At 63.5% G+C, this 12,965-nt stretch carries 12 protein-coding genes and 1 pseudogene; 8 read left to right on the top strand and 5 right to left on the bottom strand.

Features of this window, described 5'->3' with window-relative positions; translation table 11 throughout:
• The first annotated feature begins 74 nt into the window (after window positions 1-74).
• Window positions 75-2,558: a TonB-dependent siderophore receptor gene (locus RZR99_RS13845; RefSeq protein ID WP_323120340.1), complete on the top strand. Its 2,484-nt coding sequence runs from the start codon at window positions 75-77 to the stop codon at window positions 2,556-2,558.
• Between the two features lie 59 nt (window positions 2,559-2,617).
• Window positions 2,618-3,364 (top strand): hypothetical protein, encoded by a 747-nt coding sequence (locus RZR99_RS13840; protein WP_323120339.1) that lies wholly within the window; start codon window positions 2,618-2,620, stop codon window positions 3,362-3,364.
• Between the two features lie 32 nt (window positions 3,365-3,396).
• Here RZR99_RS13840 and RZR99_RS13835 read toward each other — a convergent pair whose 3' ends face one another.
• Genes RZR99_RS13835 through RZR99_RS13820 form a run of 4 tightly spaced genes read right to left on the bottom strand, consistent with a single transcriptional unit; the run spans window position 3,397 to window position 8,006 of the window.
• Window positions 3,397-4,365: an ABC transporter permease gene (locus RZR99_RS13835; protein WP_323120338.1), complete on the bottom strand. Its 969-nt coding sequence runs from the start codon at window positions 4,363-4,365 to the stop codon at window positions 3,397-3,399.
• Window positions 4,358-5,377: an ABC transporter permease gene (locus RZR99_RS13830; protein WP_323120337.1), complete on the bottom strand. Its 1,020-nt coding sequence runs from the start codon at window positions 5,375-5,377 to the stop codon at window positions 4,358-4,360. The genes RZR99_RS13835 and RZR99_RS13830 overlap by 8 nt, the downstream gene beginning before the upstream one ends.
• Window positions 5,374-6,966: a sugar ABC transporter ATP-binding protein gene (locus tag RZR99_RS13825; protein WP_323120336.1), complete on the bottom strand. Its 1,593-nt coding sequence runs from the start codon at window positions 6,964-6,966 to the stop codon at window positions 5,374-5,376. Before RZR99_RS13825 ends, RZR99_RS13830 begins: the two co-directional genes overlap by 4 nt.
• Entirely contained in the window at window positions 6,963-8,006 is a 1,044-nt protein-coding gene (locus RZR99_RS13820; RefSeq protein WP_323120335.1) for a sugar ABC transporter substrate-binding protein, read from the bottom strand. Before RZR99_RS13820 ends, RZR99_RS13825 begins: the two co-directional genes overlap by 4 nt.
• Before the next feature lie 810 nt (window positions 8,007-8,816).
• On the opposite strand from RZR99_RS13820, the gene RZR99_RS13815 reads away from it, so the two are divergent.
• The gene (locus RZR99_RS13815; RefSeq protein ID WP_323120411.1) at window positions 8,817-9,419 is read left to right on the top strand and encodes a methyltransferase family protein; all 603 of its coding nucleotides are present in this window, start codon (window positions 8,817-8,819) and stop codon (window positions 9,417-9,419) included.
• Between the two features lie 283 nt (window positions 9,420-9,702).
• Here RZR99_RS13815 and RZR99_RS13810 read toward each other — a convergent pair whose 3' ends face one another.
• Entirely contained in the window at window positions 9,703-9,924 is a 222-nt protein-coding gene (locus tag RZR99_RS13810; RefSeq protein WP_323120334.1) for a hypothetical protein, read from the bottom strand.
• Window positions 9,925-10,092: 168 nt separating this feature from the next.
• On the opposite strand from RZR99_RS13810, the gene RZR99_RS13805 reads away from it, so the two are divergent.
• The 5 genes and pseudogenes from RZR99_RS13805 to RZR99_RS13785 all read left to right on the top strand — a co-directional run bounded on the left by RZR99_RS13805 (window position 10,093) and on the right by RZR99_RS13785 (window position 12,913).
• A complete protein-coding gene (locus RZR99_RS13805) occupies window positions 10,093-10,704 on the top strand; it encodes a hypothetical protein (protein ID WP_323120333.1) in 612 nt (203 codons plus the stop codon).
• A 125-nt stretch (window positions 10,705-10,829) separates the two neighbouring features.
• Window positions 10,830-11,390: pseudogene (locus tag RZR99_RS13800) on the top strand (rolling circle replication-associated protein); the annotation flags it as partial.
• Between the two features lie 360 nt (window positions 11,391-11,750).
• Window positions 11,751-11,987, top strand: coding sequence for a type II toxin-antitoxin system RelE/ParE family toxin (locus RZR99_RS13795; protein ID WP_323120332.1), 237 nt, complete (start codon window positions 11,751-11,753; stop codon window positions 11,985-11,987).
• 61 nt (window positions 11,988-12,048) lie between these two features.
• Window positions 12,049-12,432 (top strand): aggregation-promoting factor C-terminal-like domain-containing protein, encoded by a 384-nt coding sequence (locus tag RZR99_RS13790; protein ID WP_323120331.1) that lies wholly within the window; start codon window positions 12,049-12,051, stop codon window positions 12,430-12,432.
• Between the two features lie 4 nt (window positions 12,433-12,436).
• Entirely contained in the window at window positions 12,437-12,913 is a 477-nt protein-coding gene (locus tag RZR99_RS13785; RefSeq protein ID WP_323120330.1) for a hypothetical protein, read from the top strand.
• The last annotated feature ends 52 nt before the right edge of the window (window positions 12,914-12,965 follow it).

The following is a 12,965-nucleotide window of genomic DNA, read 5'->3' as shown; positions in this document are numbered from 1 at the left end:
GACCTGTTTTCGATGTTCGCGGGACATAGGAAATAAGAACAGCACTTTGCCTGTCGCCCAACCAGCCATCGATCATGGATTCCTTCCGCAGCAACCGCCTTCGTCATCCCGCTTTTGCCCGCGCGCCGCGCCGGCTTGCCCGGCCGCTGGCCGCCGCGCTGATTTCCGCCGCCGCCGCGTCCGGCGCGCTGGCCGCGCCCGACGACGCCGCGACAGTCGAGGCCGCCCCGCGCCGGCAGTACGACATCCCGGCCGGGCCGCTCGAAGCGGCGCTGAACCGTTTCGGCCGGGAAGCGGGCATTCTGCTGTCGTTCCCCGGCGCGCAGGCCGACGGATTGCGCAGCCCCGGCGTGCATGGGCAGTTCGATACGGCGACGGCGCTGGACCGGCTGCTCACGGGCACCGGGCTAGCCGCGATCAGGCGGCCGGGCGGCGGCTATACGCTGATTCGCATGTCGGCGACGGAGGGCGCGACGGCGGCCGGCGTCGCCTCCGAGACCGCGCTGCCCACGGTGGCCGTGCGCGCCGCCGCGCTGCAGGCGGATAGCTACCGGCCCGCGAAAGAAGCATCGATCACCCGCTCGCAGATCCCGGTGCTCGACACGCCGCAGGCGATCAACATCGTTCCCGCGCAGGTACTGCGCGACCAGCAGCCGCGCAATCTCGACGACGCGCTCGGGAACGTCAGCGGCATCACGCAGGGCAACACGCTTGCGGGTACCCAGGACACGTTGATGAAGCGCGGCTTCGGCGCGAACCGCGACGGTTCGGTGATGCAGAACGGCATGCCGCTCGTACAGGGCCGCGCGCTGAATGCCGCGTCGGAGAGCGTCGAGGTGCTGAAGGGGCCGGCGTCCCTGCTGTACGGGATCATGGATCCGGGCGGCGTGATCAACATCGTCAGCAAGCAGCCGCTGCAGACGCGCTACAACGCGATCTCCGTGCGCGGGTCGACATACGGCCACGGCCGCAACGGCGGCGGCGCGACGCTCGACACGACCGGACCGATCGGCGATACGCGGCTTGCCTACCGGCTGATCGTCGACCAGACCAACGAGCGGTACTGGCGCAACTTCGGCGAGAACCGCAGCACGCTGGTCGCGCCGTCGCTCGCCTGGTACGGCCGCGATACGCAGGTCGTGCTGTCCTACCAGTACCGCACGTTCCTGGCGCCGTTCGATCGCGGCACGGCGCTCGATCCGCGCACCAACGAACCGCTGTCGATTCCGAGCCGCAGGCGGCTCGACGAGCCGTTCAACAATATGCAAGGCGAATCGCATCTCGCCCAACTGTCGGTCGATCATCAGATCAACCCGGACTGGAACGTGCATGTCGGCTACAGCTACAACCGCGAGACCTACGATGCGAACCAGCTTCGCATCACGGGCGTCGATCCGGTCAAGGGCACGCTGACCCGCAGCAACGATGCGACCCACGGTTCGCTGAGCACCGACAGTTACGGCATCGCCTATGTCGACGGCCGCTTCCGGCTGGCCGGCATGCAGCACGATGTGCAGATCGGCATCGACACGGAGTACCGGCGGATCTATCGCGCGGACCTGCTGCGTCAGGCCGTAAAGACGCCGTTCAGCTACGTGAATCCCGTCTACGGGCAATTGCCGCCGTCGAGCACCGTATCGCCGAGCGACAGCGACCAGACCGACACGCTGCACAACGCGTCCGTGTTCGTCCAGGACAGCGTGAAGCTGACCGACAAGTGGATCCTGGTCGGCGGCGCGCGTTTTCTCAGCTACAACCAGGTAGCGGGCCGCGGCCGGCCGTTCAAGCGCAACACCGATATCGACGGCAGCCAATGGCTGCCGCGCGCGGGCGTCGTCTACAAGTGGAACGACGCGTTCTCGCTGTACGGCAGCTACACGCAGTCGCTGAGACCGAATTCGACGATCGCGCCGCTCGGCTCGGGCGTCGTCATCGATTCGGCGATCCTGCCCGAGGAGGCGAAGTCGTGGGAAGTCGGCGGCAAGCTCGACATGCCGGGCGGCCTGACCGGCACGCTCGCGTTCTTCAACATCGACAAGCGCAACGTGCTGGTGTCGCAGTACAACGACTCGACCAAGCTGACCGACTGGCGCACGTCGGGCAAGGCGCGCTCGCGCGGCATCGAACTCGACGTATCCGGCCGGATCGGCGAACGTTGGAACGTGATCGCGAGCTACGCGTACATCGACGCCCGCACCACCGAAGACCCGCTGTACGCCGGCAACCGGCTGTGGAACGTCGCGCAGCATACGGCGTCGCTCGCGGCGGTCTATGACGTCGGCACCGTGTTCGGCGGCGACGAGCTGCGGGTAGGCGCGGCGGGACGCTATGTCGGCGCCCGGCCCGGCGATTCGGCCAACAGCTTCACGCTGCCCGCCTATGCGATCGCCGACGCGTTCGCGACTTACGACACGCGGCTCGGCAAGCAGAAGCTGCAGTTCCAGCTCAACGTGAAGAATCTGTTCAACCGGACCTACTACCCGTCGAGCGCGAACCGTTATTTCGTCGCGGTCGGCGACGCGCGCCAAGTGTCGCTGCTCACGACGCTGCAATTCTGACGCTTCGATTCATCGACCCGGTCCGCCCACGCGGCGGCCGGACTTCACCGGGGAATCCCATGAAAACCGTTTTGGACAGTCTGACGGGGCGCCGGCGCCACGTATTGCGCGCGGCCGGCGGCCTGATGCTGGCGATCGGTATCGGCGCAACGGCCGTCGCGCATACGGATGCGCCGCGTCCCGGCGCCGGCAGGCAAGTGGCCATGCTCGTCCAACTGGGCGGCCCGGACCTGAAGGTCGACGAACGGGCAAAGTCGCACCTGGAAGCGCGCGGCTACGCGGTACGCCTCGTCGATCAGGCGCAGCCGGCCGGCGCGGCGGCCGACGCGGATCTCGTGATCATCTCGTCGACGGTCGCGTCGAAGCAGGTCGCGAACGGCTGGCGCACGCTCGCGAAACCGCTGCTGACCTGGGAGAACGATCTGCTCGACGATCTCGCGATGACCGGCAAGCGGCATGACGCCGATTTCGGCGAGACCGGCAAGGAGCGCTATCTGTGGATCGTCAACGCGCCGCATCCGATCGCGGCGGGGCTGCCCGCCGGCACCGCGAACGTGTACGGCAAACAGGCGAGCATGAGCTGGGGCAAGCCGGGGCTCGGCGCAGCTATCATCGCCACCGTGTACGGCCAGCCGGACAAAGCCGCGATTTTCGCGTACGAGACCGGGGCGACGATGGACTACGAGTCGCTCGCGCCCGCGCGTCGCGTGATGGTCTTCCTGAACAACGACACCTTCACGAACCTGTCGCCGCAGGGTCTTGCGCTGTTCGACGCCGCCGTCGACTGGGCGGCCGGCGTGCGCTGAGCGCCGGGTTTCGTCTCCGGGGCGCGCGGAAATCAGTGCGCGTCGGCTAGCCGGCCGCGCTGCGCGGACGCGCCGAGCGCCAGGGTGCCGAATATCAGCACGCCGGTCGCGACCTGCTGCCAGTAGAAATTCCAGCCGATCAGCAACAGGCCGTTGGCCGCGAAACCGAGCAGCAGCACCCCGACCAGCGTGCCGCCGACATTCGGCCGCCCGGCCGCGGACAGCGTGGTGCCGATGAATGTCGCGCCGATCGCATTCAGCAGGTACGCGTTGCCGGCTTGCGGCGCATATGACTTGACCGTCGACGAGAGCACGATGCCGGCGACGCCGTAGATCAGCGCGCTCGCGATCAGCGTCAGCGCGGTAAGCGCGCCGACCGGCAGGCCCGAATACAACGCGACGCCGGGTTGCGCGCCGAGCGCCGACGCCTGCCGGCCGAATGTCGAGCGCGCCAGCGCGATGTGCAGCGCGAATGCGAGCAGCGCAACGATCCACAGCGGATGGGCAATGCCGGCGGTACTGCCGTGCGCGATCGCGTCGAAAGCGGGCGGCAGCGAGAGGCTCAGCAGATAGATCGGCTGGCCGCCGCCGGTGGCGAGCTGCTGGATCGTCTGGCCGATGAACAGGGTGCCGAGTGTCGCGAGAAACGGCGCGATGCCGAGCCGCGCGACGAGCAGCGCGTTGAAGGCGCCGACCGCGAATGCCGCGACGAGTCCCGCAAGCGCCGCCGGGGCCACGCCGAGCCGATGCGCGATGGCCGCGACGAACACGAGGCTCGCGACATCCACCGAGGTGCCGAGCGACAGATCGATCGCACCGATCGACAACGCGAGCGTCATGCCGAGCGCGGCAATCGCGAGCAGCGCGAAGTTGTTGACGAGCACCCGTTCGACATTGGCGAGCGTCGCGAAGCCGGGCGCCGCCGCCGCGAAGAATGCAAGCACGGCGAACAGCGCGCCGACGACCGCGAAGCGGCGGGCTCGGGCGAATCCCTCAGTCATGCGCTGATCCCCCCGCTTGGCGTCGCCGCTGCAACGCGGTTGCGGCGACGACGAACAGGATCAGCAGACCTTCGACGCCGTTGACCCAGTCGCTCGAAACGTTGTTCAGTTGGAAGCCGTTGATCAGCATGCCGACGAACAGCACCGCGACGAGCGTGCCGGGAATCGTCGGCACGAAGCGCCGGGAGAACACCACGCCGAGCAGCACCGCCGCGACGACGGGCAGCAGGTTGTCGCCCGCGCCGGGCGCGCTGCCGCTCAGCAGCGCGGACGACGCGAGCGCCGCGCTCGCCGCCGCGAGACCGCAGGCGAGATAGCTGGACGCCACGTAGCGCGCGGCATCGACCCCTGACGCGACGGCCGCCGCGCGGTACGCGCCGACCGCATGCAGCCGCAGCCCGTAGGGCGTGCGATGCAGTAGCGCGCTCGACAAGCCGGCGGCGATCAGCAGCGCGTAGGCGAGGTTCGGCACGCCGAACGGACCGTCGGCAAGCAGCGTGTCGAGCAGCGGACTCGCAGCCGCCACGGAGGTGTTCTGCGTCAGCACGAGCTCCAGGCCGGCGCAGAGATTCATGGTCGTCAGCGTGGCAAGCAGCGGCAGGATGCGCAGGCGCGTGACCGCCCACGCATTGAGCGCGCCGACCGCCGCGCCGGCCGCGAACGTGAGCGCGCAAGCCACAGCATCGCCATGGCCGGCGCGCTTGGCGACGGCGAACACCGCCGCGCACCAGCCTAGATTCGCGGCAACCGACAGATCGAGTCCCCCCCTGATCGCATCGGCGCCGCCGCCGATCATCACGATCGTGAGACCGAACGCCAGCAGGCCGGTGACCGCGCTTTGCTGCAACACGTTGCCTAGATTCGCGGGTGACAGGAACAGCGGTGAACTCAGTGAGAAGCCCGCGAACACGAGCGCGAATGCCAGCCACGCGCCGTGCCGGAGCCAGAAGCGCGGCGCGGCGAGCGTGGTCGCGAATACCGGGCGGGTCGCCCGGCCAGCGCCGTCGCTCATGCCGGCACCTCGGCAACCGGCGCGGCCCGGCCGGCGTCCTCGGACGGAGCCAGAGGGGCGCTCGCGCCGGTCACCCATGCGAGCAGTTCCTGCGTATCCGTCTGCGCAGACGAACGCGCCGCGACAATCCGGCCGCGCGCCATCACCAGCACCCGGTCGGTGACGGTAAGCAGTTCCGCCAGATCGCTGGACAACACGAGGACCGCCGCGCCCGAGCGCGCCAGTTCGTCGAGCAGGCGGTAGATCTGCGCTTTAGCGGCGACATCGACGCCGACGGTCGGCTCGTCTAGCAGATACACCGACGACGCGCGGCTGAGCCATTTGGCCAGCGCGACTTTCTGCTGATTGCCCCCGGACAGGAAGCGGACGGGCACTTCGGCGCCGGCCGGCCGGACATCGAGGCGCCGAATCAGCGCATCCACCGTATCGGTCTCGAACCGAAGGAGCATCAGGCCGAAACGCGCGAAGCGGGACAGGCTTGCGAGCGACATGTTTTCCCGCACGCTCAGCGCGGGTGCGATGCCATGCGCGCGGCGGTTTTCCGGCACGAGGGCGATACGCTGCCGCACCGCGTCTCGCGGACGCCGGATGCGGACGGTGCGGCCGTCGATCTGGAGCGTGCCCTGCGTCGCCGGCTCGATCCCGAAGAGGGCCCGCAGCAGTGCCTTGGCACCCGATCCCAGCGAGCCCGTCACGCCGACGATTTCGCCGCGCCCGACGTCGAGCGACACCGGTCCGAAACGGCCCGGCAGTGCCAGGTCGCGTACCGACAGGGCGATCTCTCCGCGACGGCGTGGCGCAAGCCGTTCGCGAGCGACCGCGCCGTCGCCGAGCATGGCGGCCACCAGCGCCTCGCCCGGTGTGGTGCGCGCATCCACATGGGCGACGTCGACGCCGTCGCGCAGGACCGTCACGCGGTCGCAGAGAGCGGAGATCTCGTTCAGGTAATGCGATACGTAGAGGATCGTGAGACCGTCTGCGCGCAGCCGGTCGATCGTCCGCAACAGCCGGTCTATTTCGCTCGCGACAAGCGCGGCGGTCGGCTCGTCGAATACCAGTATCTCGTTGTGCCGGATCAGCGCGCCGGTAATCTGGACGATCTGTTGCTCTGCGACGCTGAGCGCCCCGATCAGTCGGTCCGGCGGCAGATCGATCGCGAACTGCTCGTGCAGGAGATCGCGGCACGTTCGCCGCATTCGCTTCGTGTCGAGCGGCCGGAATGCGCGAAGCAGGGCGGGGCGGCTGCCGCCCAGGGTCGGCGGATCGGGGAAGCACAGCGCTTCCGCCACCGTGAGCGTTGCGGGCAGCAGTCGCTCCTGGTGAATGAAGCCGATGCCGGCCGGGCGCGTACGCGGGGCGCCTCGGTAGCGGGCCGGCGCGCCGTTGACGTCGACCGTGCCTTCATCCGGCGCGTGCAGTCCGGCAAGAATCTTGATGAGCGTCGATTTGCCCGCACCGTTCTGGCCGATGAGGCCGTGCACGGTGCCGCGCTGCACGGCGAGCGATGCGCCGCTCAGCACCGGTACGCCGTTGAAGCGCTTGACGATGCCGCGCAGTTCGAGCGCGGGCGGCAAAGGGACCGAGGTCATTGCGTGGCGACCTGGGCGGCGGCTTGTCCTGGATTGGGGGACTGGCCGAGGGTTTGCTGCACGATGCCCGCGTTGTCCTTCGTGACCAGCACCGACGGCACGTAGGTGTAGGCGGGCAGCGAGCGGTCGCCGGCCAGATAGCGCGCGACGTTCTGTACCGCGGTCTTGCCGATCACGGCCGGCTGCTGCGCGACCACGGCCGCCGCGCTCGATTTCGGATCCTTGACGAGCGCCACCACGTCGGGGCTGCCGTCGACCGCATAGGTCCGGATTTCGCGACGTCCCGCCGCGTCGACCGCCTGCGTCGCACCGACCTGCGGCACGTCCCAGGCCGCCCAGATTGCCGCGATCGAACCCTTCGGATATTTCTGCAGCAGTTGGCTGACCTGCGCATAAGCGTTCTGGACCGTGTTCGGAATCACATCGCGCAACTCGGGCTCGATGATCTTCACCTTCGGATACCACTTGAGCACGGCCTTCAACTGGTCGTAGCGAATCGCACAGACCGGCACACCGTAAAAACCGTTGAAAACCAGGATATTGCCTTCGCCGCGAATGTCGTTCACCAGCTTGAGCGCCAGTTGCGAGCCGATCAGGAAATTGTCGGACGTGACGACGTTTAGGCTGGCCGGGGACGCGGTGTCGATCGTCAACAGCGGAATGCCGGCCTGACGAATCTTCTGGAGCCACGGCTCCAGGACCGACGCCGTGCCGAGCTGTTCGATGATTGCGTCCGGCTTTTGTGCGATCAGCGTCTGGATCTGCGCGATCTGGCGGCTGTCGTTGCGGCCGGCGTCGAGTGCGATCGGTGTGCCGCCGAGCCGCTTGACCTCGTCGACCGCGCCCTGGTACGCCTTCAGGTCCCAGTAGTGATCGGTGCCGGCCACCGTGATGCCGATCCGTTTGCCTTTCAGCGACAACGGCGCTTTCGCCGAGCCGGTCGCCGGTACTGCCTGCGCCAACGCGGCACCGGTGCAGACCGCCGTCAGCGCAGCGGCGCTCAGCAGGGAGAGAAGCAGACGGCGGATGGGCGTGGGCATCGAGGGAGTCATGGCAGCGCAGTCGCGGGAAATTGATCGTTTGACGAGCGGACACTCTATGCAAGCCGTCCTCGGAACGGAACGATGGATTCGCGCTTTGGTTATCCGATTCCGGCAAATGCGGGGGCGCGACAAGCAAAGATGACGCAGTGGGAAGGCCGGTGAGGGCGCAGGCAGGCGCGGGCGTTCCTGTTAGTGGGCAGACCGTCGGAACGCGTCATGAGAATGAAAAAATCGAGTAGCTCGCGCTGCGTAAATAAAATGAAAGAATTGAGTAATCAGGTTTAACCCTCGACTTCGAAAAGATCGATTTCCTTTGATCATGGAATTGAGTAATGTGAGGTAACAAAGGGAGAATTCGAATGGACTGATGTTATGACCCATTCGATAAAAATAGAGAGAGTATTCGATTCATGTGCCGGTATTTTTTTACCGGAGGGGGCCGGTGCAAAGGCGTCGGCGGCCGATTCGCCTCGCAACCCGCAGGGAAGCGAACGATCGGAGAGACGGGCGCCCGGGGATAAGGGAATCATTGCTTTTGGCCAGCGACAGCGCAACATCGTCGCTTGGCGAATCAGCCGGGAAGCAAGGGTTTTCTATAAGATTAATTGACTTTATTTTAAGATTGTCAACGCGGGTCGCCTGATTGCGGATGGTACGGGGCGCGAAAAGGCGATCGATCGGCGTTGCCCGGATATTGCCATGACACCTATGACACCACGAGAAATGGCTGCGAGGAATCTGTACCCCGGTACCGTCTTGCCCAGCGCCTCGTCGTCGGGAGCGGCCGCGTCGCCCGGCTGGGTCGGCATGCTGGTCGAGGTGGGTTCCCGCGTGGCGGCGGGGCTCGCGCTCTGGTTCTTCGCGTACGGCGCGTTCCTGCAATGGCGCATCAGCCCCTGGCGCATCACGCTCGTCCTGCTGGTCGCGTCGACGGTGCTGAGCGTCGGCATGTCGCTGTTTTCCAATATCCCGAAGAAGCGCGACTGGAGTCCGCTGGCGCTGTTCTTCTCGATCGCCGGTACGTTCTATTACCTGGTGTTCCAGTTGACGACGAGCCGGCAGATCGTTCCGGAAAACATCGGTGCGGGCATTCAGGTGATCGGAATTGTCTGGCAGCTGTACGCGAAGCTGTCGCTGCGGCGCTCGTTCGGCATCCTGCCGGCCAACCGCGGTATCGTTTCGCGCGGCGCGTACCGGCTCATCCGTCACCCGATGTACCTCGGCTATCTGGTGATCGATACCGGCTTTCTGCTGACGAACTTCAGCACGCGGAATCTGTTGACGATCGTGATCCAGGTTCTGCTGCAGATCGGGCGGATTTATCGCGAGGAAAAGATCCTGTCGGAGGACGGCGAGTATCTGGCGTACAAGCAGAAGGTTCGGTATCGCGTGATACCGGGGGTGTTCTAGGACGGGTAAGGCCGGTTCAAGCAGGGCAGTTCGACGGTGCCGGCGCGGAAACGACGGGGTTCCGCGCCGGTTGCCGTTGGAGCTGCGATCGGACGATGCGACGTACCAGATGCCTTCGAGTCCGGCGGCTGACAGAGCCTGAATTGCGTGCGTCTAAGCTTGATTGCTTCATCAGCCGGAAGCCGGCGTCAGTTTGTTGATTTGACTTGAGTTGTGCGCTAGATACCGAACCGGATTGTCCGTCATTACTCTCCTGGATCACCGGGAAATTCCCCCAAGCGCGTCAGCGTTCATCGGCAGTCGTATTCCCTCGTTTCCTTAGCCCTTTACCCGACACGGCCACCGGTCGCGCGATGCCGTTTTCACGGACGCGCTTTCGCGAGTGAATTGCAGTCGCTTCGTTGCGCAACGCGAAACAACGGCTGAAAGCAGGGCGTTTGGGGCTATCAATAACCAAATTCGCAAGTTGAATTTTATGATCCTTCGCCAACCATTTCTTGCTCATTATCTTGGCCGATTAAAAGCGGTTTTTGATTTATGCTTACATATCGGTCTATGTATAATTAATTTGTCAGAATCCAATTAGGTGACTGACAGTCCCGCGATCTTTCGTCAGGTCACACTACCAGGATCGCCATTACATCAAGTGAGGAATAAAACTAGGGGATAGTTCATGAAATTAGTGCGTGCAGTCATTATTGTTTCGATGTTCATGTGCGGTATCGGCGTCGCTGGCGGGGCCGCGATCGCGGCGGAAACCTCCCAAGGGGCGAGCGGCATCTCGAGCACGAATGGCGTAGAAGGGAATTTCAAGCTGGATCCTGCGCAACAAGCTGAACTCAACCAGGCCCTCAGTTCTTATCCTCGGCAGGATTTCAAGGGCGCTTACTTTGACGTGACGCCTTACTGGAATCCGGGAAGCGGTCCTTTCTGTCTCTATAACTGTCCGCCGCCCGTCGGCAGCGTATCGGCATCCCCTCAGCAGGTCAGTGTCCCGAAAAATGGAACTGGCAGCACGACGTTGCACTGGACCTGGAACGAATCACGAGGCCAGCCGATTGCCGAGTATGCCTGCCTCTGGGTGAGTGCCGCCGGCGAGCAAAATGCTCATATGGTGGATTGCGAACATCCGGGGAACAATTACACGGTGAATGTCTCGTGGATTGCGCCGGTAACGTATACGTTCTGGGTCGCCTTGGGTAATCCTAAAGGCGGGCCGGCAACCGTGCCGATCACCAATCTGGTTCGATTCGCCCAGACGACTGTCGTGGGAATCTCTCAGTAATACACAAAGCGCTGGATAGCTCCGGAATTTCCGATTTTGGAGTTGTCGATGAAAGCCTTGCGGCCGAAGAAGTGCCGCAAGGCTTTCGTGCTTTGGTGCAGGTATTCGAGCAAGCATGTGTGGGACGGCTCCGTTGTAAAGCGATTGGAGCCGATCGCATGATCACGCTGACGTACCGGGAGAACATGCAGGACAAGGCCCGTCTCAAGTGCGATTTCGATGCGTTGCGCCGCCGTCTGTCAAAGCTGTCCAGATTTCAGTACGTCGCGACGCCGGAACGGCAGAAGCGAGGCGCGTGGCACCTACACGTCGCCGTCAAGGGGAGGCAGAACTATCGCGTGCTGCGTTCGATCTGGCAAAGCATCGTGGGCGCGGGTAACGGTCAGGTCAATATGCGGAGCCCGTTCAAGGAAAAGGGGCTCCGGCACAAGTTGGCGGCCTATCTTGCGAAGTACATCACCAAGGATTTCGCGGAGCACGCGCTCAATGAGAAGCGGTATTGGACGAGCCGGGGCGTTGTCGTACCTGAGGTGATGCCGATCGATCACATCCTGGCGGACGATCCTATCGAGGCGCTGAAAATTGCCTTCAAAGCGGCGTTACGTGTTGGCGCGACGCTCGACCGGTGCCAGTCGTATTGGCGACAGGAGCTTGGGGTGTTTTGGCTATCGACTCGTGAAAGCTAAAGATCTAGCCGTAGGACTGCTTGATGCGCCGGAAGGTTTTACAATAATGGGCATGATGTTTTTTGGGGACAGATATGCTTACTGTTACTTTGCCCGCCGAGCTCGAAACCGCCATCGTTACGGCGGCGCGCCGGTCGGGCCAATCTGTTGATGAGTACGCGGCGGCTGTTTTTGCAGATGCGTTGTCGCTTGAGGTGGATCGAGCCCGGTTGGATTCGTATCTCGCCGGAACACCGGCGGTGTCGCACGAGCGTGTGTGCCAGTGGTTGGATGATCTATCGTCGGGAAAGCGGGCTCCATGTCCGCGTTGAAGTGGCATCCCGATGCTGTAGAGGATCTTGAGCGGCTTTATCCGTTTTCTTGCTATCAACAAGTCCGGCTGCTGCGGCGCGGGCAGGTAAGGTTATCCAGGCGGCAGGCTACTTAATTGCTGAAAATCCGGGATTTGGCGCGCCGCGTGCTGAGTTTCGTGAATGGACGGCGAAATTTGGCCGAAGCTCATTTGTGCTGCGGTATGCGATCCTGGACGATACCGATGTCCTTGTAACGCGGGTGTGGCATAGCCGTGAGCTGCGAGAGCCGACCGGCGAAGTATGATTCACGCGTCAAGAGAGGCGTCGCCGGACGTACTATATAGATCGATGTAACCGGGCCATCTATGAAGAAACATTCTCACGCGCATCGACCACTAAAACCCGCAAAAAAAGGTTGGGTGGCGAAAGATCCTACAGTTGTTCCTGCAAGCTCTCAGGCGGCGCTGCGCGCTGCGATGGTTCAGGAGGAGGTTCCGGTAGCAGATTTCAATGACCTACTGTGGATCATGGCTCAAGAGTCTGGCGGACGGGTGAATGCGAGTAATTCGAGTTCGTCGGCACGCGGTCTGTATCAGTTGTTGAAGGCCCAATATTCGTTGAATCCGAACGGAGAAAAGTCGTTCGGCAATGCTGTCGAAGAGTGCCAGGGAGGTATCCGCTACATTTATGGGCGTTACCACTCCGCTCGTACTGCGCGGGCATTCTGGGAAAAACATCACTGGTATTGACGGAATGAAAAAGTATCCTCTGGTTACGCTCGCGTTCGGTTTGTGCGCTCTCGGGCACGTCTACGCTGACGAGCAGCTGCCAAGTTTCGACGCATACCCAGTTGCTGAAAAGTTCGAAGGAAAGGTCGCGAAGGTCCGTATCGAGTCATCAAAGGACAAAGAATATGCGACTCGCTTGCGGCAGGTCATTCGCGGCAAACCGAATTTTGCCGGGCATTACATTTTGAGTAGCTGGGGTTGTGGCGCTTCGTGTGTTACGACTGTGGCCGTTGACGCGAAGACAGGTCAGACGACATGGCTACCATTCACGCTGTGTTGCTGGGCTCCCGAAATTGACGTGCCAATCGAGTTTCGCGTGAACAGCCGTTTGCTAATCCTACATGGCGCTCGTAACGAGTCGGGCTCGGGTACTTACTATTACCAGCTGGGTAGATCAGGCTTTGAGCTTGTGAAGGCTGTAGAGGATGGCACGAACCACTAAGTTCGTCGGGATCAGAATGGTGCGTTTTAGCGCGCTTCGAGGGTGAGGATTT

The organism is Burkholderia alba (assembly GCF_034721475.1).
GTDB classification, from domain to species: domain Bacteria; phylum Pseudomonadota; class Gammaproteobacteria; order Burkholderiales; family Burkholderiaceae; genus Burkholderia; species Burkholderia alba.
This window is presented reverse-complemented; position numbering and strand designations above follow the sequence as displayed.